The following is a 23,650-nucleotide window of genomic DNA, read 5'->3' as shown; positions in this document are numbered from 1 at the left end:
CGAAGAGGCCGGTGACTTCACAGTGAATCTGCGCTGCTGTTACCGACCTCTTCGCAGCACAAGGCTGCTCCTACCTGGATCGCGCAGGGCCGCATTTAATCTGCCGGCTGTTTGAACACGTAAAACAGGTTCGGCTCACTGACCAGGTAAATGGTCCCGGCCTCATCCATCGCAATCCCTTCCGCCTGCGGCACCGTCTCCTTCAACCCCTGGTACCCCTTGCGCAGCGACAAGGTACTGAGCGGCTTGCCCTTCACATCCAGTTCCAGCACCAGCCGCGATTCATCCGACAGCGCCAACAAATGGCCGCTGCGCTCGTCGAACTGCAAACTCGACAGGTCCCGCACAAACAAACGCGAGTCACGCTTGCGGTCCTGCACCACATGCACGGCATAAGGCTGCTCGGGGTTGTCATGCGGGAAGCCATGCACCTCGTAGATCAGCATCGGGTCGCGCTCCTTGGCCACGAACAGGCGCTTGCCGGCCGAGTCGTACGCCAGCCCCTCGAACCCCTTATTGCCGTTCAGGCCAATGCCCAGGGTCAACTGCTCGGCATCGCCGGCATCGAGGAACAGCGTGTCATCGTCCAGGCGCACGCGAATCAGCCGTTGCTGGCGCTCGTCGGTGATCACGTAGCTGTTGGGGCCCACGTACTCCACCGCCTCCGGGTCGCCAAAGCCGGTCAGTGGCACGCGCCGCAGGATGCGCCCGTCCAGCGACAGCTCGATCAGCTCCGAACGCGCATTGGTCACGGTGAACAGGGTCTTGCGGTCTGGGTCGTAGGTCAGCGCCGAAATGTCATCGTCCAGCCCCTCGACAGGCTGCGCCTCGACCACCACCCGATAACGGTCCAGGCCGATGCCCTGCTCGGCTGGCTGCCACCAGGTTTTCAGGTTGAACCAGCCGCGCTCGAACAGGCGAAACTCCTGCCCGGCCCAGCCGAGCAAGAGCAGGCCAATTAAGGCCGGAATCAGTGACAGGCGAAGATAGCGACGCATTTGGGGACAGACTCGACGTAAGGGTGGCGAATCTAACCATGAACAACTGAATCAAAGCTTAATGCCAGCATCCGACAAGTCTGATGTTGCTGTCAGTTTTTCTTGAACCGATAGAAAAGCGCCGGCTCACTGACCATGTACAGGTTGCCCTGGTCATCCATGGCCACGCCTTCGGCACGCGGGATGGTGTGCTCAAGGCCGTTGAAACCGCCCAGCAAGGTCATGAAGCTGACTTGCTGGCCCTGCTCATCCAGCTCCAGCAGCATGTTGGAGTCCGCCGACAGCACCAGGAGGTGCCCCGTGCGCGGGTCGACGCCGAGGGCCGACAGGTTGCGCAGGTCGAGTTCATCACTGGGCAGCAGCTGCTTGTCGCCCTTGAGCGGGCTACGGCCATCGGTGCTCCAGGTGTACAGCTTGGGCGGGCGCTCTTCGCCGATCACCAGGCGTTGACGCATCGGGTCCCAGGCCACGGCCTCGAAGCCCTTGTTGCTCTTCACCGACTTGCCCAGGTCGTAGCTCGGGAAGTCGCCATGGTTAAGCGACGTGGTGTGCGCATCCACCTTGACCACAGTCAGGTCGTGCAGCCGTTCGTCGACGATTGCCAGGTGCCCGTCCTCCATCACGGCCAGCCCTTCCGGGTTGTTCCAGCCATTCAATGGAATCTGGCGCAGCACGTTACCGTCCAGGCTGAGCTCGACCAGGAACGGGTTCTTGCCCATGACGGCGAACAAGGTGCGGGTTTGCGGGTTGAAGGCCACGTCCGAGGCTTCGTCATCGTCCATGCCGGGCAGCGGTTTGGCGTCGATATCGGCCTGATAGGCCGGCAGCCAGACGCTCTCGCTTTGCTCGGCGGTGCTTTCAAAGCTTTCCTTCACCCACAGTGCCCCGCGGTCATCCCAGTGCATGGCCACGGATACGCCATAGCCGATCACCGCTGCAACTGCCAGGCCGAACGGCCAGCGCAGGTAAAAGCGACGCTTGGGAGTTGCCGGGGCGCTGGAGCGAGATGGCATACGTGGATCCTGGGAAAATGGGCGTAGGTCCGCGCATTATCCAGATAAGGTGTGAAAAATCGGTAAACAGTGCCGGCCTCTTCGCGGGCAAGCCCGCTCCCACAGGCATTTCACAAGCTTCAAGTTTTATGCAGTCCCTGTGGGAACGGGCTTGCCAGCTCCCACAGGTATTTCACAATGTCAGGTCTTGTGCAGCCCCTGTGGGAGCGGGCTTGCCCGCGAAGAAGGCAACGCGGTTCCGGTTCAGAGCACCCGGCTTTCGAAGCGGCTCACACCCGGCAATTCAATCACCAGCTCATCACCCACATTGAACGGCCCTACGCCCGCCGGGGTACCGGTCAAGATCACATCGCCCGCCTGCAGCGAGAAATGCGCCGCCATGTACTGGATCATCGGTACGATCGGGTTGAGCATCAACGCGCTGTTGCCGTCCTGCACCACTTGGCCGTTGAGGGTCAGGCGCACCGGGATGTCGGTCACATCCTCGAAACTGGCCGCCGAAACGAACGGCGGCAGCACGCAGGCGCCGTCAAAGCTCTTGCACAGCTCCCAGGGCAGGCCCTTTTCCTTGAGCTTGGCCTGCACGTCGCGCAGGGTCAGGTCGAGCGCCGGGGCGTAACCGGAGATGGCGTCCAGCACCTCTTCTTCGGTTGGCTTGGTGGACAACGGCTTGCCCAGCAGCACAGCAATCTCGGCCTCGTAATGCACAACGCCACGGTCGGTCGGGATCTTGAAACCACCTTCCAGCGGCACCACGCAACTGCCCGGTTTGATGAACAGCAACGGCTCGCTGGGGATCGGGTTGTCCAGTTCCTTGGCATGCTCGGCATAGTTACGACCGATGCACACCACCTTGCCCAACGGGAAGTGGATGCGCGTGCCGTCTACGTACTGGTGCTGGTAACTCATGGCCGACTCCTCTGCATACTGCTTATTATTCAGGAGCGAAGATCTTACCCGGATTCATGATGCCGTTAGGGTCGAAGACGGCCTTTATTGCCTTCATGCAGGCGATTTCTTCGGCCGAGCGGCTGTAGCCGAGGTAGTCACGCTTGGTCATGCCCACGCCATGCTCGGCCGAGATCGAGCCGTTGTAGCGCTGGACGATTTCGAACACCCACTTGTTGACCTTGGCGCAGGAGGCAAAGAAGGCATCTTTGCTCATGGCGTCGGGCTTGAGGATGTTCAGGTGCAGGTTGCCATCGCCGATATGGCCGTACCAGACCACCTCGTAGTCCGGATAATGCTCGCCGACGATGGCATCGATGTCGCGCAAAAACGCCGGCACCTTGGAGACGGTGACAGAAATGTCGTTTTTGTACGGGGTCCAGTGGGAGATGGTTTCGGACAGGTACTCACGCAGCTTCCACAGGTTTTTCAGCTGCGTTTCGCTCTGGCTCATCACCCCGTCCAGCACCCATCCCTGCTCGACACAGTGCTCGAAGGTGGCCAAAGCTTCGTTGGCGACCTCTTCGGTGCTGGCCTCGAACTCCAGCAGGGCATAAAACGGGCAATCCGTCTCGAAAGGCGCCGGCACATCGCCACGGCCCATGATCTTGGCCAGGCCCTTGTCGGAAAAGAACTCGAAGGCCGTCAGGTCGAGCTTGGCCTGGAAGGCATGCAGCACCGGCATGATCGAGTCGAAATCCGGCGTGCCCAGCACCATCGCGGTGAGGTTGCGCGGGGCGCGGTCCAGGCGCATGGTCGCTTCGACCACAAAGCCCAGCGTGCCCTCGGCACCAATGAACAGCTGGCGCAGATCGTAGCCGGTGGCGTTCTTGATCAGGTCTTTGTTCAGCTCCAGCAGCTCGCCCTTGCCGGTAACCACTTTCAGCCCGGCCACCCAGTTGCGGGTCATGCCGTAGCGAATCACCTTGATGCCGCCGGCGTTGGTGCCGATGTTGCCGCCAATCTGGCTGGAGCCGCTGGAGGCGAAATCGACCGGGTAATAAAGGCCGTGCTCTTCGGCAAAGTTCTGCAACTGCCGGGTGATGACGCCTGGCTGGCAGACCACCGTGCGGTCGAAGGCGTTGAAATCGAGAATCTGGTTCATGTAGTCGAACGCGACCACGACCTCGCCATTGGCCGCCACGGCACCGCCCGACAGCCCGGTACGCCCACCGGACGGCACCAGCGCTACCTGATGGCGGTTGGCCCAGGCAACGATGGCCTGCACCTGCGCGATGCTCTTGGGGAACACGATGGCCGTGGGCGCTGGCGGGTAATGCTTGGTCCAGTCCTTGCCGTAGGCTTCGAGGGAAACGGCGTCAGTCAGGACCTTGCCAGGGTCGACAAGGGTCATCAGTTCATCAATAACAGCGGGGTGGGTCATCGCTGGAACTCTCGACTTATTCATAGTCACCCTGAGCACTCTTCACCTGTCGGGATAAGCTCAGATTGTGTCGCGTATGCTAGCATAGCCCTCCCGCTGTTCATGCTAAGGCCGACGCCGCGCCTAGCATCACCCCTCGCCATTTTTTCTCCGGGATACAGGTTTACGCAGATGAGCAAGACTTCTCTCGACAAGAGCAAGATCAGGTTCCTTCTTCTTGAAGGTGTGCACCAGAACGCGGTCGATACCCTCAAGGCTGCCGGCTACACCAACATCGAATACCTCACTGGTTCGTTGCCGGAAGCCGAGCTGAAGGAAAAGATCGCCGATGCCCACTTCATCGGCATCCGCTCGCGCACGCAACTGACTGAAGAGATCTTCGACTGCGCGAAGAAGCTGGTTGCGGTCGGCTGCTTCTGCATCGGTACCAACCAGGTCGACCTGGAAGCGGCCCGCGAGCGCGGTATCGCCGTGTTCAACGCCCCGTACTCGAACACCCGTTCGGTCGCCGAACTGGTGCTGGCCGAGGCCATCCTGCTGCTGCGCGGCATCCCCGAGAAGAACGCTTCGTGCCACCGTGGTGGCTGGATCAAGAGCGCGGCCAACTCCTTCGAGATCCGCGGCAAGAAGCTGGGCATCGTCGGCTACGGCTCGATCGGCACCCAACTGTCGGTGCTGGCTGAAAACTTAGGCATGCAGGTGTACTTCTTCGACCCGCTGACCAAGCTGCCATTGGGCAACGCTGTCCAGGTCGCCAGCCTGCACGAGCTGCTGGGCCTGGCCGACATCGTCTCGCTGCATGTACCTGAGCTGCCATCCACCCAGTGGATGATCGGCGAGAAGGAAATCCGTGCGATGAAGAAGGGCTCGATCCTGATCAACGCCGCCCGCGGTACCGTGGTCGAGCTGGATCACCTGGCTGCCGCGATCAAGGACAAGCACCTGATCGGCGCCGCCATCGACGTGTTCCCGGTCGAGCCGCGCTCCAACGATGAAGAGTTCGAAAGCCCGCTGCGCGGCCTGGACAACGTCATCCTGACCCCGCACATCGGTGGTTCCACCGCCGAGGCCCAGGCGAACATCGGCCTGGAAGTTGCCGAGAAGTTGGTCAAGTACAGCGACAACGGTACCTCGGTGTCTTCGGTCAACTTCCCGGAAGTTGCCCTGCCGGCGCACCCAGGCAAACACCGCCTGCTGCACATCCACGAAAACATCCCTGGCGTGCTCAGCGAAATCAACAAGGTCTTCGCCGAGAACGGCATCAACATCTCCGGTCAGTTCCTGCAGACCAACGAGAAAGTGGGTTACGTGGTGATCGACGTTGACGCCGAGTACTCGGACCTGGCGCAAGAGAAACTGCAGCACGTGAAGGGCACTATCCGCTCCCGCGTTCTGTTCTAAGTTTCAGCGGCATGAAAAAGGGAGGCCCTGGTGGCCTCCCTTTTTCGTGGGTGATTACTTCACCTCGACGGTGATCTTCTTCGATTCGACGCTCGGCTTGAACGGCACGTGGTACTTGTCGCCCAATACCAACTGCAAGGTGTGCTTGCCTGGGGTCAGGGTAATGGTCGCCTCGGTTTGTGCCTTGCCGAAGTGCAGCACTTGCGGGCCGGCCGGCAGCGGCACGTTGTTCTCAGGCATCAGGCTGGTTGGCAGGGGCATGTCGGCCACCGGCTCTTTGTCGACGTCCACCAGCAGGTGGTGATGCCCGCTATGCGGGGTCTGATCACCCGCAGGCTTGAGCTCCATGCCCTTGATGCCGAACTTGACGGTGAAGGTCTTGTCGACCGTTGCGCCATCGGCGGGGGAAACGATGACGACCTTGGCATCCTTGGGCGGCTCCTGGCTCTTCAGGGCATCCGCGGCACTGGCGAACACCGAGGCCCCCATCAGCAGACCGGCTACGGCAGCACGCGAAAATAGGCTGTTCATTCACTTCTCCTGTGATTCACTTAAAGACCACTGCCGTTAAAACGTGCGACAGCGGTAGATCACCATAGCCCACAAAGAGAAATATTTCAGTTAGGGTTAAACCTCGCCAAGGCTTCAAGGTCATAGGCTGCGCTCGACCACGACGAGGAAGAAAGCCGTGGCGAATGAAATTCATCTGCCGAATAAAAAAGGGGCATTCATGCGTTCGACCCTAGGCGTACTGCTTGCAGTACTGATCAGTCCATTGGCCCAAGCCGAGCTGATAGACGACATCAACGACCGCGGCGAACTGCGCATTGCCGTGCAGTCCGATACACCGCCCTATGTATTCAGGGAAAACGACCACCTCACGGGTTTCGAGATCGAGTTCGGGCAATTCCTGGCCAAGGAACTGGACCTGCGGGCTGAATTCATTGAAACGCCAGCTGAAGAAGTTCTGCCGGGCGTGGAGAGTGGCAAGTACGACATCACCTTGAATAAACAGAACACCAGTAAACAGTTGGACGTGAGCCAGCCTTATGGTGAGAAGAAACAGGTCATTCCGTTCCAGAAAGACAACCCGGCGTTCGAGAGCGCGGTGAACAATGCCCTGCAACGGATCAAGGACGATGGGCGCATGGCAGAGCTGGAGCAGAAGTGGTTCAAGGGTACCCAGGAGACGGCTGCAGGCCAGTGAATGACCGGCTCTTTGTAGGAGCAGCCTTGCGCTGCGAAAGGGCCGGCAAGGCAGGAACGGGTGTTGCAGGTGCGGCCTCTTCGCAGCACAAGGCTGCTCCTACAGGTTCGCCAGCGCTTGTTGTGCTTCATCCAGCTCAAGCTCGCTGAACACCAGCACCCCTTCCCGGCGCAGCAGCGCCGTGGTCACGCCCTCCCCCGGCACCTTCACCCCGCTGAAGGTGCCATCGTAGGTCAGGCGATTACCACACGAAGGGCTGCCAGACTTGAGCACCGCGACTTGAATCCCGTGCCGGCGCACCAGCGCCAACGCCAGCTGAGCACCGGCCAGAAACGCGTCGCTGACGTCCTCACCCGTCACCGTCAGCACCTGTGCCTGGCCATCGAGCACCGCGCTGCCCTGCCCGCCTGGTATCTCCGCAGGCGGTCGCGGTGTGGGCAAGCCACCGGCCACTTCCGGGCACAAGGGCACTACCCGCCCTGCCGCCTGCCAGGCTTGCAACACACCCGGATGGCCACTGGCGCGGCCGTCATAGCGCACCGGCTGCCCCAGCAGGCATGCGCTGACCAGCACCTTGGGCAACTCAGAACGGGTCATTGCCACGGCGCCGGAACCAGCCAGTCAACGACAGGCGCTCACGCCCGGCCGGCAATACCTCATGGGGCACATCGCCCGACAGGAACACCACCAGGCATCCGGCCACAGGCGGCACATCGTGCTCGACACCCTGCGCCAGGAACATGCGCAGCTGGCCGCCATCCTGTGGCTGCCAGTCTTCGTTCAAATAGAGCACTGCCGAAACCATGCGCCGGTCATCGTCACGAAAGCGGTCCAGATGGCGGCGATAGAACGCGCCCGGCGGGTACAGGGCAAAATGGCATTCGAACTCTTCAAGGCCCAGGAACAGCCCCTGGTTGATGGCCAGGCGCAGCTGGTCCATGGCCGCCAGGTACTGGTCGCAGGCAGCGGCCTGGCCGGGGTCGACCCACTGGATCTGATCACCGCGGATCGCCTCGCGGATCTCCTGTGAAGCCCCGCGCCCAACCCCTGCCGGGTTGAGCTCGCCTTCGGCGTCACGGCGCCGGCACTCGGCCGCCAGCGCGCGCACCAGGTCGGCAGGCAAAAAGAGCGCCTGCTGGGACCAGCCATGGGTGGCCAGATCGTCAACGACGGCCGCAAGCATCGGGTGTTCAGGGGAGATGTGCATGGCGCGCATCATATCCATTAGCCTTGCACTCGCACAGCGCCACTTGGCCGAGAAGCGCGCTGATATCTCGACAAACCGACGCTGGGCCAAGGACAATGGCAGCCTGCCGACAGGAGTCCTGAATGCGCCGTCTGTTTTCCCTGATTCTGCTGATGATCTGCACCATGCCTGTCTGGGCAGACAGCCTGGATCAACTGTACAAGGCCGCCGGCTGGCCCGACCAGCGCGCCCACTTCAACGATGCCCTGAGTGCCGCCCAGGAACGCTATCGCAATAGCCTGCCGCCTGCCGTCTACCAAGCGCTGGTCAACAACAGCAATCAGCGCTTCCAGGCCCAGGCCGTGGACCGTCGTGCCCAGGCGAAACTGCGCGCAACCCTGAGCAACCCTGCGCCAGCGCTGGCCTTCTTCCAGTCGCCGCTGGGCCGCAAGGTGGTGGCTGCCGAACTGCAAGCCACGCGCAAGGACCAGTTGGCCAAAAACGCCAAAGGCCTGCCGAAGGTCCAGGCCAGTGACGACCGCCTGTTGCTTATCGGCCACTTGGCCCAGGCGTTGCCCGCCCGCGAGGCCGGTGCAGAGGTCAGCCTGGCGATTGCCGGCGTCGCCGCCGACAGCCTCAGTTCGATGATCCCCGGCCTGTTTGGCGGCGGCCAGGCCCAGAGCCTGCTCGATGGCCAGCGCCAACGCCTGATGGGCCAGATCGGCGAGGACCTCAACAATACGCTGTTGTACGTGTACCGCGACTTGTCCGACGCCGAGCTGGAACAATTCGCCAACTTCGCCGAATCACCCGAAGGCAAGGCGTATTACCAGGCCGCACTGGCTGCCGTGCGCGCGGGGCTGGCGGTCGGCCAGAGTGCTGCCGACCTCAAGTGATCAGCCCAGGCGCTGGTCGATGAAGGTGAAGTAGCGCTGGCGAATGCCGGGCAGTTCATTGGCCAGGTGGTGCCGCGCCTCGGGCAGCATGAGTATTTGCGGCTCAGTGAACTTGGCCTTGAGCACCTCGAGGTTGTAGGGCCAGTCCACCGTGCCGTCCGCCTCACCCTGCACGATCAAGGGCCGCCGTGTGCTGCGTGGCGCGGCTTCTATGCGCTTGACCCAGGCGATCAGTGCGCCGACCCAGGCCGTGGGTAAACGACGCGGTTGCAGGGGGTCGGCCTCCAGAAACGCTAGGAAGGCCGGGTCGTTGGTGTTTTCGCTGAAGCGCCGTTCGATGCCATTGACGAAATGGCGCAGCACGCAATAGCTGAGCTTCGACCAACGCCACGAGCTGGGCCGCACCAGCGGTGCAAGCAGGATCACCTGCCCATCGGCTGGGCTTTGCTCGCCCCGGTGCAACAGGTGGTCGACCACGATGGCGCCGCCCGTGCTTTGCCCGCACAAATGCCAAGGCCGCGGCAGGTCCAGCCTGCGGGCTTGCTCGAAGAGTGCATCGAGCACCTGCTGATACAGCGAAAAGTCGCTGATGCTGGCCCGCTCACCGCTGGAAAGGCCATGGCCGGGCAGGTCACAGCTGATCACTGCATAACCCTGGCCCAGTGCCCACTCGATCACATGCCGATAAAGGCCCATGTGGTCGTAATAGCCATGCAGCAGGAACACCGTGGCCACCGGCTGCGGCGGCAGCCAGACTTGCCCGACCAACTCGAACCCGGCCGCTTGAAAGCCACCCAGCCAACTGTGCACGGGCAGGTCCAGGCCATAAAAATGCTGGTAATCGCGCCCCTGCGCCGACAACGGCTGGCGATCGGTCAAGGGCGCGAGGCTGGCACGCAGAAGGTCGGGGAGCAAAGCGGCGGGCATCGGGTACATCCAGAGCGAAGCGAGTATTGATCTGTGATATTCAGCTCTAGCTGGCGTCGTGGCAAGCTTGCTCACCCTCGAACAACCAACACCTATCAAATTGTGGGAGCGGCCTTGTGTCGCGAAAGGGCCGCCAAGCGGCCCCGGTTTCAGCGCTATCGCAGAAATGCCGGGACCGCTGCGCGGTCCTTTCGCGACACAAGGCCGCTCCCACAAAGGGCCAATGACTCCTCATGAATAGCCGAATCATCAAAACATCGTGCACGGCAATCGCCCTACTGGTTGGCGTTGGCATTCTCTGGCAGGCCTACACCACCTTCCAGTCCCGCTACCTGCGCCCGTTCGACAACCAGGCCACCCTGTTCGACGGCAGCCAACTGCGCCTGCCCGCAGAACTGGCTGGCCCCGGCCCGATCCGTGTGGTGCACTTCTGGGACCCGGCCTGCCCCTGCAATGTGGGCAACCAGCAGCACCTGGCCGACCTGGTCAGCCACTTCGCAGGCGACGGCGTCAGCTTCCATGTGCTGCAAAAACCCGGCAGCCACGGCCAGTTGCCCGCGAACCTCAGCGCCCTCAAGCCCCTCGCCAGCCTGCCCGGCAGCGAACACCTGCCCGCCTCTCCGGCCGTGGCCATCTGGGACCGACAAGGCCACCTCGCCTACTTCGGGCCTTACAGTGAAGGGGCGGTGTGCAACGCCAGCAACAGTTTCATCGAACCGATCCTCAAGGCGTTGATCGACAACCGCCAGGTGACCGCCTCCAACACCTTGGCGGTGGGTTGCTACTGCCCTTGGGCCGGCTGACGCACCCGCGCCGGGTTACCGACCACCACCGCACCCGCCGGCACATCGCGGGTGACCACACTGCCCGCGCCGACCACCGCGTTGTCGCCAAGGGTCACCCCCGGCAGGATGATCGCCCCGCCACCAATCCACACATTGTTGCCAATACTCACCGGCCGGCCGCTTTCCAGCCCGGTGCGCCGCAGCTCAGGGTCGAGTGGGTGGTCGGCGGTGTAGATCTGCACCGCCGGGCCAATCTGGCAATCGTCGCCGATGCGCACCGGCAGCACGTCGAGGATCACGCAGTTGAAGTTGATGAAGGTGTTGCGGCCAATGCTGATGTTGTAGCCATAGTCGCAATAGAACGGCGGGCGGATCACCGTGCCTTCGCCGGCCTGGCCGAAGTGCTCGGCGAGCAGGCCGTGACGTGCATCGTTGAGCAGCTCGAAACTGCTGTTGTAGCGCTGCATCCAGTGCTTGTTGGCAATTTGCTCGGCCTGCAGCTCGGGGCAGCCGGCATGGTAGAGCTGGCCTGCGAGCATTTTCTGTTTTTCGCTGAGGGACATGGAAACTCCTTTCGAGGGCTATGCTCTGTGCGCGAATCCGTCGATGATCGGACCACAGTTTCCGTTCGAATGCACAAGGAGTCTCGATGAAGCGCAGCCTGACCCTGTTGGCCGTGGTAATCGCCGTGGCCGCTGGCGCCGGATACGGGTACGTGCACGGCAAGCTGCCGCAACGCGAGGGCGAAGTGGCGATCGCCGGCCTGCAGGCGCCGGTCAGCGTGCGCTATGACAGCCGCGGCGTTCCGCACCTGCAGGCACAGAACGAACAGGACCTGTACCGCGCCCTCGGCTATGTGCACGCCCAGGACCGGTTGTTCCAGATGGAGATCATGCGCCGCCTGGCGCGCGGTGAGTTGGCCGAAGTGCTGGGCGAAAAACTCGTGCCCACCGACACCCTGTTCCGCAGCTTGCGTATTCGCGACCAAGCGGCGCTGATGGTGCAGCGGCTGGACCGCCAATCACCCGCCTGGCAGGCCCTGCAAGCCTACCTGGAGGGCATCAACAGCTGGCAGGCCAGCCACCCCAAGCCGATCGAGTTCGACCTGCTGGGCATCATCCCCCGCCCGTTCACCGCTGAAGACACCCTGAGCATCGCCGGTTACCTGGCCTACAGCTTCGCAGCCGCATTCCGCACCGAGCCCGCGCTCACCTATATTCGCGACCAGCTCGGCCCGCAGTACCTGAACATCTTCGACCTCGACTGGCAACCCGAAGGCGCCCTGGCCGCGCCGTTGGCGGCCGCCGACTGGCGCAGCCTGGAGGCACTTGCCCGGCTTAGCCACGACGCGTTGGGCGACGCGGGTATCCCGCAATTCGAAGGCAGCAACGCCTGGGCCGTCGCCGGCAGCCGCACCCGCAGCGGCAAGCCACTGCTGGCCGGTGACCCACACATCAGCTTCGCGGTACCGGCGGTGTGGTACGAGGCCGAATTGTCGGCTCCTGGGTTCAACTTGTATGGCTACTTCCAGGCGCTGAACCCCTTCGCGCTGCTCGGCCACAACCGCGACTTCGGCTGGAGCCTGACAATGTTCCAGAACGATGACGTCGACCTGATCGCCGAACGGACCAACCCCGAAAACACCGACCAGGTGATGATCGACGGCACCTGGCAAACCTTGGAAAAGACCGAGCAAACCCTCGCCGTCAAAGGCGAGGCGCCCGTCACCCTCAGCCTGCGCCGCTCGCCCCACGGCCCGATCGTCAACGAGGTATTGGGCGCTACCGCCGGGACCACGCCGGTGGCCATGTGGTGGGCGTTTCTGGAAACCGAAAACCCGATCCTCGACGGGTTCTACCAGCTCAACCGCGCCGACACCCTGGGCAAGATGCGCGAGGCGGCCGCCAAGGTTCAGGCGCCTGGGCTGAACTTCGTCTGGGCCAATGCCCGTGGCGATATCGGCTGGTGGGCTGCGGCACAACTGCCGATCCGCCCGGCGGGGGTCAACCCGACATTCATCCTCGATGGCGCCAGCCCACAGGCAGACAAGCTCGGTTTTTACCCCTTCAGCGCCAACCCGCAGCAAGAAAACCCCGCACGCGGCTACATCGTGTCGGCCAACTACCAGCCGCCCTCGGCCGTGCCGGTGCCGGGTTACTACAACCTGCCGGACCGTGGCCGCCAGCTCGACCGCCACCTGGCCAACCCTGACGTAAAGTGGGATACCCAAAACAGCCAGGCCCTGCAGCTGGACACCGCCAGCGACCATGGCCCACGCACCCTTGCACCGCTGCTGGCGACGCTGCGCTCAGTGGCCGAAGGGGACGAGGAAAAGGAGCTGGTCGAGCAACTGGCAGCCTGGAGCGGTGACTACCCCCTGGACTCGATCAGCGCCACGCTGTTCAACCAGTTCCTGTATGAACTGGCGTTCGCGGCCCTGCATGACGAACTGGGCGACACCTGGTTCCCGGTGCTGATCAGCACCCGCGCCATCGATGCCGCTTTGCCTCGTTTGGCCGCCGATGCCGAGTCGCCATGGTGGAGCACGCGGGGAGCAAACGAACGCACCGACCGCACTGCGATCGTGCGCATCGCCTGGCAAAAAAGCGTGAAGCACCTGCGAGACACCCTGGGCAGCGACCCGGCCAGTTGGCAATGGGGCAAAGCCCATACCCTGACCCATAACCATCCGCTTGGCGTGAAGAAGCCGCTGAACCTGCTGTTCAACGTCGGCCCGTTCGCGGCGCCTGGCACGCATGAGGTGCCCAACAACCTGTCGGCGAAAATCGGGCCGGCGCCGTGGCCGGTGACGTATGGGCCTTCGACACGCAGGCTGATCGACTTCGCCGATGCCGGGCAAGCCTTGACCAGTAACCCGGTCGGGCAAAGCGGGGTGCCGTTTGATAAGCACTATTCGGATCAGGCTGCGGGGTACATCGAAGGGCAGTACCAACGGGCGCAGATGGGGGTGATTCCGGCGCAGCGTACGCTCAGGCTGATTCCTGGAGAGTAGGAGCAGCCTTGCGCTGCGAAGAGGCCGGTGAAAACACTGTAAATTTCGGTGCTGTCACGGGCCTCTTCGCAGCACAAGGCTGCTCCTACAAAGGATTGCATCACGCGCACCAACAAAAACGCCGACGCAATGGCGTCGGCGTTTTCAGGCGCGGGGCAACGAACGGATCAGAACGCCGGCAGCACGGCACCGCTGTATTTCTTGGCGATGAACGCTTTCACTTCCGGGCTGGTCAGGGCTTTGGCCAGTTTCTGGATGGCGTCGCTGTCCTTGTTGTCCGGGCGGGCAACCAGGAAGTTGACGTACGGGGAGTCGGCGCCTTCGATCACCAGCGCGTCCTTGGCCGGGTTCAGGCCAGCTTCCAGGGCATAGTTGGTGTTGATCATGTCCAGGTCAACCTGATCCAGCACACGCGGCAGCATGGCCGATTCCAGCTCGCGGAACTTCAGTTTCTTCGGGTTCTCGGCGATGTCTTTCGGGGTGGCCAGGGCGTTTTTCGGGTCTTTCAGGGTAATCAGGCCAGCCTTCTGCAACAGCAGCAGGGCGCGGCCGCTGTTGCTGCCCTCGTTAGGGATGGCAACCGTGGCGCCTTCTTTGAGCTCGCTCAGGTTCTTGACCTTCTTCGAGTAGCCACCGAACGGTTCGACGTGTACACCGACCACGGTTTCCAGGTGGGTGCCCTTGCCTTCGTTGAAGTTTTGCAGGTACGGCAGGGTCTGGAAGTAGTTGGCGTCCAGGCGTTTCTGGTCAACCTGCACGTTCGGCTGCACGTAGTCGGTGAAGACCTTGATCTGCAGGTCCACACCTTCTTTGGCGAGGGTCGGCTTGATCAGCTCGAGGATCTCGGCATGCGGCACCGGGGTGGCGGCAACCACCAGTTTCTCGGCGGCGTTGGCCAGGCCGGCGAACGACAGGGCAGCGGCCAGGGCGGTGGTCAGCAGGGTCTTCTTCATGGTGGTCCTTATTCTGAATCTGGGCCATCGGCGATGGCGAAGTCGTGTGCCCTGCCCCGTGTCGGGTGAGCGTGAAGCGGACAATACCGAGATTTCTTATGCCGCAACAATATCTTTTAATTCGCTGCTTATTCCAAAAACAAACTGCCATCACCGCCTTTGCTTATGAGCGCTGTCTAGCGCGCAGGGTTGGCCAGGTCGAGGTCTTCCGGCTGGATCTCTTCGCTGTCATTCACCAGCAAGGCGAAGTGGATGACGTTCTCCAGTTCGCGGGTGTTGCCGGGCCAGGCATGGGCTTCCAGCACCTGCTGGGCGGCGTCGCTGATCAGCGGCACCGAGCGCTGCAGGCGGGCGGTGTAGATACCCACGAAGTACTCGGCCAGCGGCAGGATATCGCCACGTCGCTCGCGCAACGGCGGCAGCTCCAGCGCACCCTCACGCAGGTACTGGTACAAGCGCTCATTGAACCTGCCGGCCTTCACCACCCGCGCCAGGTCGATGCTGGTCGCCGCCACCAGGCGCACATCCACAGGCTGAGGCTGCTGCGCGCCGACGCGCGTCACTTCACGGTTTTCCAGTGCGGCCAGCAGCTTGCCCTGAATCTCCAGCGGCAAGTCGGCAATCTCGTCCAGGTACAGCGTGCCGCCGTTGGCCGAGCCGAACCAGCCGGCGCGGCTGCTGGCGGTGCCGCCGTGGGTACCGGCGCTGTAGCCGAACAACTCGGCGTCGGCGTAGGTCGGGCTGATGGCCGCGCAGTTGACCGAGACGAACAGCCCGGCGCGGTCACTGGCGCGGTGAATCTGCCGTGCCAGCAACTCCTTGCCGGTGCCGGTCTCGCCACGAATCAACACCGGCAAGGGCTGCGGCGCCAGGCGTTCGAGGTCTTCGCGCAGCTGTTGCGAGCGCGGGTCGATGAACACCAGCGCCTTGGCACGAATGCTCAGTGGGCTCTTGTCCAGCTCGGGAAAGGTCAGCAGCGGCTGGCCAAACGGGTTTTGAAAAGTCATGAAAAACTCCCGCCCCAGGCCTTCGGTGGCCGGGCGTCAGGCAAACGGTAATCAGTAGGCGATCAGGCGCGGCGCAGTGCGCGTTGCTCCACCCGGCTCTGCAAGCGGTACAGGTAGGCGAAGCCTTGTTCCCAACGCTCGTGCCCGGACTTGACGTTGATGTGCCCGGCGTTGGTCAGCAAGCCCGCTTCGGCCCCCCAGGCCTGGGCCAGGTGCAGCGCGCGCGGCACGCTTACCGCCGGGTCGTTGTCGGAGCTGACCACCTGGCTTGGGAACGGCAACGCCTGCATCGGAATCGGCGCGAAGTTGCGCAGTGCCGGCGCGCAGGTCGGCCGCTCGACATCCGCCGGCGCCACCAGCAATGCGCCACGTACCTGGCGCAGCAACGCCGGGCTGGCCTCGGCGGCCCAGTGGGCGACCGTGACGCAGCCCAGGCTGTGTGCGATGAGAATCACCGGCGAGCGTTCCGCGGCAATCGCCTGCTCCAGGGCCTGCACCCAATCGCGCCGCTGCGGGGTCAGCCAGTCGTGCTGCTCGACCCGGGCGCTATTGGGCAGGGTGCGTTGCCAGTGACTCTGCCAATGGTTGTCTGGCGATCCCTGCCAGCCCGGCACAATCAGGTAACGAATCGACTCATTGCGCATGGGGACGCCTCCAGTAAGTTTGCGTGCTTGGAGACCAGTATAGGGAGGGAGTTATATTCGTAAAGGAATAAGAAGCTATTTGTTAATAACCTAAAAGGAATTTTTGCTGGGGGGTGCGAAGCGCATTGTTGCGAGGATGGGGGATGGCAACGGAGGCATGGCTTGGGGGGTGCGGTGGGGCGCAGATCGAGCGCCGCCCTCGCGGCGCTTCGCAGCACAAGGCTGCTCCTACATCTGTTTCGGGCCAGTGAGGCCTGTGCCATTTGCGCGCGACCGCCTTGTTGGTCCGACTCGATATCGTGTCAGCAACCGAAGGGCCGCGCGCCCATGCCTCAGGAATAATTGGCCCGAAACAGATGTAGGAGCAGCCTTGTGCTGCGAAGCGCCGCGCGGGCGGCGCTCGATCTAACAGGCGCTAAACATTCACCGGCGAACACCTTGTAGCCCAATACCTATCCATCAGGCCAAAAAAAAAGGGCCAACCCCTGCCAAGAGATGTGGCCCATAAGCTCTCAAAGAGAGTCACTTGCCTGAAGAGGATTGCCGAATCAGCGCGCGGTAATCACCGCCAGTTTGCTGATCCCCGCACGTTCAATCGCCGCCATGGCCCGCGCCACTTCGCCGTAGTTCACGCCATCATCGGCCTGCAACTGCACACGAACTTCCGCGTCCTTGGCCTTGGCCGCCTTGAGGTTGGTTTCCAGCAGGTCCGGCTGGATCTCGTCCTTGTTGATGAACAACTTGCCAGCCCCGTCGATGCTCACCACCAATGGGTCTTTTTGCTCCACCGGCGCCACCGCCTCAGTCTTGGGCAGGTTGATGGGGATGGCGTTGGTCAGCAGCGGCGCAGTGACGATGAACACCACCAGCAGCACCAGCATGACGTCCACCAACGGCGTGACGTTGATTTCACTGAGGACTTCGTCGCTGTCCTGGGTCGAAAAGGCCATATCAGGACGCCTCCTTCACCGGCTGAGTGAAACCGGCCTGGGCTTTGTGCACGGCAGGGTGCACCAGTACCCGGAAGGCACTCTTCTGCGCCAGGCTGTAGAAGTCATGGGCGAAGTCGTCCAGGTCTGCTGCGGTCAGCTTGAGGCGGCGCAGGAAGTAGTTGTAAACCAGTACCGCTGGCACCGCGACGGCGATACCCACTCCCGTGGCCACCAGTGCCGCGCCGATCGGCCCGGCCACGGTCTCGAGGCTGGCGGAACCTGCCGCACTGATACCCTTGAGCGCTTCCATGATGCCCCACACGGTGCCAAACAAGCCGATGAAGGGCGAGGTACTGCCGATACTGGCGACCACCGCCAGGCCGGTTTCCAGCGAACGGCGCTCGCGGACGATCTGCTGGCGCAGAGCGCGTTCGAGGCGGTCCTGGTGATTGATGGCGTGGCTCAGGTCGTTGGCCTGGGTGGTATCGCCGACGGCAATAGCGGCATAACCGGACTGCGCAACGCGGGCGGCTGGGCCAGGTAGCTCATGGCTGATTTCGGCGGCCGAATCCAGGCTGGAGGCTGCCCAGAATTGCTGGTGGAAGCGTTTGTCCTGGTTCTTCAGCCGCACGAACTGCACGACCTTGACCAGGGCCAGGCCCCAGGTGACGACAGAGAAACCAACCAGCAGCCAGATGACTGCGCTTTCAACGGATTCGAGGGGGGATGCCAACAGGCTCATGATGATGTCTTCCTATGTTCTGCTGATTCTGTGAAATGCGTTAGCGAAGCTTGAAGTCGATTGGCACGCTGACCCAGCCGGTCTGGGCCACGTCGCCTTGCTTGGCGGGGACGAAGCTCCAGCGCTTGACGGCAGCCAGCGCAGCGGCGTCCAAGGCATCGCGGCCACTGCTCTTCTGCACCTGGATCTGCCCCGGCTTGCCACTGGGCAACACCTCGACGCGCAACAGCACGGTGCCTTCCCAGCCGCGGCGCTGGGCCATCTGCGGGTACTCCGGCGCCGGGTTCTTGAGGTACGCAGCGTTGGCTGAAGCCGGTGTCACCGGTGCCGGCGCGGGTGGCGCAGGGGCTGGCGGTGCCGGGGCTGCAACGGGTGCCGGTGGCGGTGCCTCGACCGGTTTCGGCTGCGGCTTGGGCGCCTGCTTGACCACAGGCTTAGGGATCGGTTTTGGCTTCGGTTTGGGCTTGGCGGCCAGCTCGTCGACTACCGGTGGTGGCGGCGGTGGCTCGACCACCGGCGGCGCGGGTGCCGGGGGTGGCGGCTCGACCACGGGCGGCGCAGGGGCGGCGAACTCGATGGTCATGGGTGGCACCTGCGGCGGCACCACGGGCAGCTCAGGCGTCGGTGCCTGGCTGACCCAGTAGGCGGCGGCGCCGTGCAGCGCCAGTACCAGCAGCGCCAACGCCAGCTTGTCGCGGCGCTTGAGGCCGCTGGCAGGCGTGCGTTGCAGGCGCTGCTGGCCAAGCGGAAGACGAAGCGTGCGTCCAAGCTCGACCAGGTCGCCCGGTGCCGGGCGCCATGGCTGGTCGTAGGCTCTGACGGCCGTCTGGACATTACCCATTGATCAAACTCCTGGGGTCTCGATTCAGGTGTGTGGCTGAATCATCGGGGCCAGAGGCTTATCTCTTAAAGTAATGTTTAAAATTATGGTTAGAACTTAATTGAATATTGTTTTTGAGCGATCGTGTGAAGGCCACGGATTTCGCGGGCTGTGGGCTTCAGGGCGATTAGCGATGCTTTGTGGGCATGCAAAATATTCGCGTAAGGCATGAGATTGCTGCGAGGGCTGCGCCCTCGATTCGCAGCACAAGGCTGCTCCTACAGGGGATCGCGGTGCAGCATTGTGCGGCGAAGGGGTGGGAAGCAGCCTCAGCAATCCACCCGGCAATAAAAACCCGGGACAGAGCCCGGGTTCCATACGCTGGGGTAGCTTAGATATCCGCCACCTTCTGCCACACCTTCGGCCTGAAGAACAGCGTCTCGCCGCGCGCCAGGCCGGTCAGGCTGTCGTGGTCCTTGACCACTTCGGCCTCGATCAGCTCGCTCTGCCCTTCCACCTTCAAGGTCACCCGGGTGGTCGCGCCCAGCGGGCGGATATCGCGCACCTCGGCGGCATGGTGGCCTTCGGTTTCATGGCGCGACAGCGACACTTCATGCGGGCGGAACAGCACGTGGTGGCCTTCGCTCAAGGCCAGGCGGTTGGAGTCGCCGAGGAAGTGGTAGACGAAGTCGTTGGCCGGCTGCTCGTACACTTCACCCGGCGAGCCGATCTGCTCGATCACACCCTTGTTCATCACCACGATGCGGTCTGCGACTTCCATGGCCTCTTCCTGGTCATGGGTGACGAACACCGACGTCAGGTTGATATCTTCGTGCAGCCGCGCCAGCCAGCGGCGCAGCTCTTTACGCACCTTGGCATCCAGGGCACCGAACGGCTCGTCGAGCAACAGCACCTTAGGCTCTACCGCCAAGGCGCGGGCCAGGGCGATACGCTGGCGCTGGCCACCGGAAAGCTGCTCGGGGTAGCGGTCGGAGAGCCAGTCGAGCTGGACCATGTTCAGCAGCTCATGCACCTTTTCAGCAATTTTGCTTTCGCTCGGGCGCTCGCCCTTTGGCTTCATGCGCAGGCCGAAGGCGACGTTGTCGAACACGCTCATGTGGCGGAACAACGCGTAGTGCTGGAACACGAAGCCGACGTTGCGATCACGCACGTCGTGGCCAGACACATCCTCGCCATGGAACACGATGCTGCCGTCATCCGGTGTTTCCAGGCCGGCAATGATGCGCAGCAGGGTGGTCTTGCCGCAGCCGGACGGGCCGAGCAAGGCCACCAGCTCACCGCTGTGGATATCCAGGTTGATGTTGTCCAGGGCCTGGAAGCTGTTGAAGCGCTTGCTGACGTTACGAACTTCGATCGACATGAATTATTCCTCCGCAGCGCTATGGCGCAGGCGGTTAATACGGTTCTCGCTCCACTGCTTGAGCAGCAGGATGAAGAGCGCCAGGATCAGCAACAGGCTGGCCACGCTGAAGGCCGCGACGTGGTTGTACTCGTTGTAGAGGATCTCCACGTGCAGCGGCAAGGTGTTGGTAACGCCGCGGATATGGCCGGACACCACCGACACCGCGCCGAACTCACCCATCGCCCGCGCCGTACACAGCACCACGCCGTAGATCAGGCCCCATTTGATGTTGGGCAGGGTCACATGCCAGAACATCTGCCAGCCATTGGCGCCCAGCAGGCGCGCGGCCTCTTCTTCCTGGGTGCCCTGCTCTTGCATCAGCGGGATCAGTTCACGGGCAACGAATGGCACGGTAACGAAGATCGTCGCCAGGACGATGCCCGGCAGTGCGAACACAATCTGAATGTCATGGTCCTGCAGCCAGGGGCCGAACAGGCCTTGCGCGCCGAACATCAGCACGTAGACCAGGCCCGCGATCACCGGCGAGACCGAGAACGGCAGGTCGATCAGGGTCACCAGCACGCTCTTGCCACGGAAGGTGTACTTGCTCACGCACCACGCCGCGCTGACGCCAAACACCAGGTTCAGCGGCACCGAGATGGCCACGGCAAACAGGGTGAGCTTGAGCGCCGACAAGGCGTCGGGCTCGAAGATCGCCTCGAAGAAAGTGCCGAAACCGTTTTTCAGCGCCTGCGATACCACGATCACCAGCGGCAGCAGCAAGAACAGCGCGAACACCAGCCAGCCAAGGCCGATCAGGATGCGCCGCGAGGTGGCGCTGCCGCGGCGGGCGGCATTGGCGGCGGCGGTAGCGCTCAGGGATGAACTAGACATAGCCGGCCTCCTTCAAGGGGTTTCGATGCGGCGCTGCAGCAGGTTGATCAGCAGCAGCAGGATGAAGGAAACCACCAGCATCAGCACGCCGATGGCAGTCGCGCCGGTGTAGTCGTATTGGTCGAGCTTGACCATGATCAACAGCGGCAGGATCTCGGTCTTCATCGGCATGTTGCCGGCAATGAAGATCACCGAACCATACTCACCCACCCCACGGGCGAAGGCCAGGGCAAAGCCGGTCAGCCAGGCAGGCAGCAGTGCCGGGGCCAGGATGTGGCGGAACACCTGCAGCGGCTTTGCGCCCAGGCAGGCGGCGGCTTCTTCGACTTCACGCGGGATGTCGGCCAACACCGGCTGCACAGTGCGCACCACGAACGGCAGGGTCACGAAGGTCAGCGCCAAGGTGATGCCAAGCGGTGTGTAGGCGATCTTGAAGCCCAGGTCGGTGGCGAACTGGCCAACCCAGCCCGCCGGGGCGTACAGGGCCGTCAGGGCGATACCGGCCACGGCGGTAGGCAGGGCGAACGGCAGGTCGATCATCGCGTCGATGATCTTGCGCCCGGGGAAGGTGTAGCGCACCAGTACCCAGGCCAGCAGCGTACCGATTACACCGTTGATGATGGCGGCGAACAGGGCGGTGCCGAAACTCAGCTTGAGCGCGGCGATGACCCGCGGCGCGCTGATGATGTTCCAGAACTGCTCCCAGGTCAGCTGCGAGGCATGGATGAACATGGCCGCCAGCGGAATCAGCACAATCAGGCTGAGGTACACCAATGTGTAACCCAGCGTCAGCCCGAAGCCGGGTATGACGGGGGAAATACGACGTGACATAAGTATCCCTGGTTGAACGCACGAAGCCCGGAATCAATCCCGGGCCAGTGCAGGCTTCTGAATCTTGGGGCTGCTGTGCAGCCATTCGCGGCACAAGGCCGCTCCCACAGGGGAGCGCGGTTCCTTGTGGGAGCGGCCTTGTGCCGCGAATGGGCCGCACAGCGGCCCCGTTTTTCCATAACCGCTTACTGTGCCTGATAGATCTGGTCGAACACACCGCCATCATTGAAGAATTTGGGTTGTGCAGTCTTCCAGCCACCGAAGTCCTTGTCGATGGTGACCAGGTCCAGTTTCGGGAATTGCTTGCCAAATTCAGCAGCGACCTTCTCGTCACGTGGGCGGTAGAAGTTCTCGGCAGCGATCTTCTGGCCAGCCGGGCTGTACAGGTGCTTGAGGTATTCGGTGGCAATCGCGGTATTGCCCTTCTTCTCGGCGTTCTTGTCGACCACGGCCACCGGTGGCTCGGCCAGGATCGACAGCGACGGCACGACGATTTCGAACTTGTCTGCGCCACCGTCTTCCTTCAGCGCCAGGAAGGCTTCGTTTTCCCAGGCCAGCAGGACGTCGCCCTGGCCGTTGTTGACGAAGGTGATGGTCGAGCCACGGGCGCCGGTATCGAGCACCGGCACGTGCTTGAACAGCTCCTGCACGTAAGCCTTGGCCTTGTCTTCGCTACCGCCGGTCTTCAGGCCATAGGCCCAGGCGGCGAGGAAGTTCCAGCGGGCGCCGCCAGAGGTTTTCGGGTTCGGGGTGATGACCGAGACGTCTTTCTTGATCAGGTCGCCCCAGTCCTTGATGCCTTTCGGGTTGCCCTTGCGCACCAGGAACACGATGGTCGAGGTGTACGGGGTACTGGCGTCCGGCAGGCGGGTCTGCCAGTTGTCCGGCAGGGTCTTGCCGAGCTTGGCGATTTCGTCGATGTCGCCGGCCAGGGCCAGGGTTACCACGTCGGCACGCAGGCCATCGATCACGGCGCGGCCCTGTTTGCCCGAGCCACCGTGGGATTGCTGGATCTTCACCTTGTCGTCCGGGTGGGACTGCTGCCAGTGCTTGATGAATTCGGCGTTGTACTGTTGGTACAACTCACGGGTCGGGTCATAGGACACGTTCAGCAGTTCGTAGTCCTTGGCGATTGCGGAACCGGCAAAAACAGCACTGGCCAGGGCGGCGAGCGCATAACGGCGGATGGACATGGTGAAGCTCCCGATTGGCATTTTTCTAGTTTTAGAGGTGTGGCGCGATCAGCCGGTCTTGTTGCCGGGCTGTTGCAGGCGGAACTTCTCCTTGCGCTCGATCTGGACGACCTGAGCGTTGTGCACGGTAATCTCCACCGCACCGAAACGCAGATCGCGCAGGGCGCTCTGGATCTCACGCAGAATGGTGGCTTCGTCCTGACCGTCGATGCTACGCAGAGATGCACTCATGCTCGTTCTCCTTGGAGTGAGGGTGCCGGGCAGAGGTTTGAAGGGGATTTGCGCCTGGCTTGAGGGCAATAGTAGTGAGGCGGGGATATTCTTAAAAATACTGTTTAAGAATGTTTATATAACCATTTTGCAAAGCCATCACGCCGACCCTGTGGGAGCGGGTTTACCCGCGAATGCGGCGGGGGAACCACCACAGCAATGGCCGGTGAAACCCCACCCCCCAGGGTGGGGGTGGGGGTGGTGTTTTTTGTTAAGGCGCGCCGAGTTTGTTCCACGGCCACA

General features: G+C 62.6%; 25 protein-coding genes. 5 read left to right on the top strand and 20 right to left on the bottom strand.

What is annotated here, in order from left to right:
* Window positions 1-95: 95 nt before the first annotated feature.
* The 4 genes from OO306_RS24580 to OO306_RS24565 form a co-directional block, all read right to left on the bottom strand.
* Window positions 96-998, bottom strand: coding sequence for an SdiA-regulated domain-containing protein (locus OO306_RS24580; RefSeq protein ID WP_252826166.1), 903 nt, complete (start codon window positions 996-998; stop codon window positions 96-98).
* 92 nt (window positions 999-1,090) lie between these two features.
* Window positions 1,091-2,011: an SdiA-regulated domain-containing protein gene (locus tag OO306_RS24575; protein WP_099430719.1), complete on the bottom strand. Its 921-nt coding sequence runs from the start codon at window positions 2,009-2,011 to the stop codon at window positions 1,091-1,093.
* A gap of 243 nt (window positions 2,012-2,254) precedes the next feature.
* On the bottom strand, window positions 2,255-2,920 hold the full coding sequence (locus tag OO306_RS24570; RefSeq protein ID WP_099430720.1) for a fumarylacetoacetate hydrolase family protein: 666 nt from the start codon (window positions 2,918-2,920) through the stop codon (window positions 2,255-2,257).
* Window positions 2,921-2,945: 25 nt separating this feature from the next.
* The gene (locus OO306_RS24565) at window positions 2,946-4,343 is read right to left on the bottom strand and encodes an FAD-binding oxidoreductase (RefSeq protein WP_265970125.1); all 1,398 of its coding nucleotides are present in this window, start codon (window positions 4,341-4,343) and stop codon (window positions 2,946-2,948) included.
* Between the two features lie 171 nt (window positions 4,344-4,514).
* Here OO306_RS24565 and serA point away from each other — a divergent pair, with 171 nt between their 5' ends.
* Complete coding sequence (gene serA / locus OO306_RS24560; protein WP_027592284.1) at window positions 4,515-5,744, top strand: phosphoglycerate dehydrogenase; 1,230 nt, start codon at window positions 4,515-4,517, stop codon at window positions 5,742-5,744.
* Between the two features lie 54 nt (window positions 5,745-5,798).
* On the opposite strand, the gene OO306_RS24555 is transcribed toward serA, so the two are convergent.
* Window positions 5,799-6,275: a DUF4399 domain-containing protein gene (locus OO306_RS24555; protein ID WP_265970124.1), complete on the bottom strand. Its 477-nt coding sequence runs from the start codon at window positions 6,273-6,275 to the stop codon at window positions 5,799-5,801.
* A gap of 199 nt (window positions 6,276-6,474) precedes the next feature.
* Here OO306_RS24555 and OO306_RS24550 point away from each other — a divergent pair, with 199 nt between their 5' ends.
* Window positions 6,475-6,951 (top strand): transporter substrate-binding domain-containing protein, encoded by a 477-nt coding sequence (locus OO306_RS24550; protein WP_265970123.1) that lies wholly within the window; start codon window positions 6,475-6,477, stop codon window positions 6,949-6,951.
* Between the two features lie 99 nt (window positions 6,952-7,050).
* On the opposite strand, the gene OO306_RS24545 is transcribed toward OO306_RS24550, so the two are convergent.
* Window positions 7,051-7,548: a DUF523 domain-containing protein gene (locus OO306_RS24545; protein WP_265970122.1), complete on the bottom strand. Its 498-nt coding sequence runs from the start codon at window positions 7,546-7,548 to the stop codon at window positions 7,051-7,053.
* Window positions 7,535-8,167 (bottom strand): 2OG-Fe(II) oxygenase, encoded by a 633-nt coding sequence (locus OO306_RS24540; protein ID WP_265970126.1) that lies wholly within the window; start codon window positions 8,165-8,167, stop codon window positions 7,535-7,537. Before OO306_RS24540 ends, OO306_RS24545 begins: the two co-directional genes overlap by 14 nt.
* Before the next feature lie 113 nt (window positions 8,168-8,280).
* Between OO306_RS24540 and OO306_RS24535 the strand changes: the two genes are divergently transcribed.
* A complete protein-coding gene (locus OO306_RS24535; protein WP_027592279.1) occupies window positions 8,281-9,033 on the top strand; it encodes a DUF2059 domain-containing protein in 753 nt (250 codons plus the stop codon).
* On the opposite strand, the gene OO306_RS24530 is transcribed toward OO306_RS24535, so the two are convergent.
* The gene (locus OO306_RS24530) at window positions 9,034-9,960 is read right to left on the bottom strand and encodes an alpha/beta hydrolase (RefSeq protein ID WP_099430725.1); all 927 of its coding nucleotides are present in this window, start codon (window positions 9,958-9,960) and stop codon (window positions 9,034-9,036) included.
* A 233-nt stretch (window positions 9,961-10,193) separates the two neighbouring features.
* Here OO306_RS24530 and OO306_RS24525 point away from each other — a divergent pair, with 233 nt between their 5' ends.
* Window positions 10,194-10,763: a DUF6436 domain-containing protein gene (locus tag OO306_RS24525; RefSeq protein ID WP_238217598.1), complete on the top strand. Its 570-nt coding sequence runs from the start codon at window positions 10,194-10,196 to the stop codon at window positions 10,761-10,763.
* Here the strand turns inward: OO306_RS24525 and OO306_RS24520 are convergent.
* Window positions 10,742-11,308, bottom strand: coding sequence for a sugar O-acetyltransferase (locus tag OO306_RS24520; RefSeq protein ID WP_027592276.1), 567 nt, complete (start codon window positions 11,306-11,308; stop codon window positions 10,742-10,744). The two genes, OO306_RS24525 and OO306_RS24520, sit on opposite strands and share 22 nt — an antisense overlap.
* A gap of 86 nt (window positions 11,309-11,394) precedes the next feature.
* On the opposite strand from OO306_RS24520, the gene OO306_RS24515 reads away from it, so the two are divergent.
* Window positions 11,395-13,758: a penicillin acylase family protein gene (locus tag OO306_RS24515; RefSeq protein WP_265970121.1), complete on the top strand. Its 2,364-nt coding sequence runs from the start codon at window positions 11,395-11,397 to the stop codon at window positions 13,756-13,758.
* Window positions 13,759-13,925: 167 nt separating this feature from the next.
* Here OO306_RS24515 and OO306_RS24510 read toward each other — a convergent pair whose 3' ends face one another.
* The 11 genes from OO306_RS24510 to oscA all read right to left on the bottom strand — a co-directional run bounded on the left by OO306_RS24510 (window position 13,926) and on the right by oscA (window position 23,368).
* The gene (locus OO306_RS24510; RefSeq protein ID WP_099430729.1) at window positions 13,926-14,711 is read right to left on the bottom strand and encodes a MetQ/NlpA family ABC transporter substrate-binding protein; all 786 of its coding nucleotides are present in this window, start codon (window positions 14,709-14,711) and stop codon (window positions 13,926-13,928) included.
* 176 nt (window positions 14,712-14,887) lie between these two features.
* Window positions 14,888-15,718, bottom strand: coding sequence for a sigma 54-interacting transcriptional regulator (locus tag OO306_RS24505; RefSeq protein WP_085272209.1), 831 nt, complete (start codon window positions 15,716-15,718; stop codon window positions 14,888-14,890).
* 62 nt (window positions 15,719-15,780) lie between these two features.
* The gene (locus tag OO306_RS24500) at window positions 15,781-16,362 is read right to left on the bottom strand and encodes an alpha/beta hydrolase (protein ID WP_027592268.1); all 582 of its coding nucleotides are present in this window, start codon (window positions 16,360-16,362) and stop codon (window positions 15,781-15,783) included.
* 548 nt (window positions 16,363-16,910) lie between these two features.
* Entirely contained in the window at window positions 16,911-17,312 is a 402-nt protein-coding gene (locus OO306_RS24495) for a biopolymer transporter ExbD (RefSeq protein ID WP_027592267.1), read from the bottom strand.
* 1 nt (window position 17,313) lies between these two features.
* Window positions 17,314-18,036, bottom strand: a complete 723-nt coding sequence (locus tag OO306_RS24490; RefSeq protein ID WP_099430730.1) for a MotA/TolQ/ExbB proton channel family protein — start codon at window positions 18,034-18,036, stop codon at window positions 17,314-17,316.
* Window positions 18,037-18,076: 40 nt separating this feature from the next.
* Window positions 18,077-18,877 (bottom strand): energy transducer TonB, encoded by an 801-nt coding sequence (locus OO306_RS24485; RefSeq protein WP_099430731.1) that lies wholly within the window; start codon window positions 18,875-18,877, stop codon window positions 18,077-18,079.
* Window positions 18,878-19,247: 370 nt separating this feature from the next.
* Window positions 19,248-20,237 carry a sulfate/molybdate ABC transporter ATP-binding protein gene (locus OO306_RS24480; protein WP_027592264.1) on the bottom strand — a complete coding sequence of 330 codons (990 nt, stop codon included), beginning with the start codon at window positions 20,235-20,237 and terminating at the stop codon, window positions 19,248-19,250.
* A 3-nt stretch (window positions 20,238-20,240) separates the two neighbouring features.
* Complete coding sequence (gene cysW / locus OO306_RS24475) at window positions 20,241-21,113, bottom strand: sulfate ABC transporter permease subunit CysW (RefSeq protein WP_027592263.1); 873 nt, start codon at window positions 21,111-21,113, stop codon at window positions 20,241-20,243.
* A gap of 12 nt (window positions 21,114-21,125) precedes the next feature.
* Window positions 21,126-21,944: a sulfate ABC transporter permease subunit CysT gene (cysT, locus tag OO306_RS24470; RefSeq protein WP_012274724.1), complete on the bottom strand. Its 819-nt coding sequence runs from the start codon at window positions 21,942-21,944 to the stop codon at window positions 21,126-21,128.
* A gap of 185 nt (window positions 21,945-22,129) precedes the next feature.
* On the bottom strand, window positions 22,130-23,137 hold the full coding sequence (locus OO306_RS24465) for a sulfate ABC transporter substrate-binding protein (RefSeq protein WP_033702118.1): 1,008 nt from the start codon (window positions 23,135-23,137) through the stop codon (window positions 22,130-22,132).
* 48 nt (window positions 23,138-23,185) lie between these two features.
* A complete protein-coding gene (gene oscA / locus OO306_RS24460; protein WP_003258557.1) occupies window positions 23,186-23,368 on the bottom strand; it encodes a sulfur starvation response protein OscA in 183 nt (60 codons plus the stop codon).
* Between the last annotated feature and the right edge of the window lie 282 nt (window positions 23,369-23,650).

Origin of the sequence: Pseudomonas sp. DCB_AW (assembly GCF_026240895.1) — a bacterium.
Taxonomy (GTDB): domain Bacteria; phylum Pseudomonadota; class Gammaproteobacteria; order Pseudomonadales; family Pseudomonadaceae; genus Aquipseudomonas; species Aquipseudomonas kermanshahensis.
This window is presented reverse-complemented; position numbering and strand designations above follow the sequence as displayed.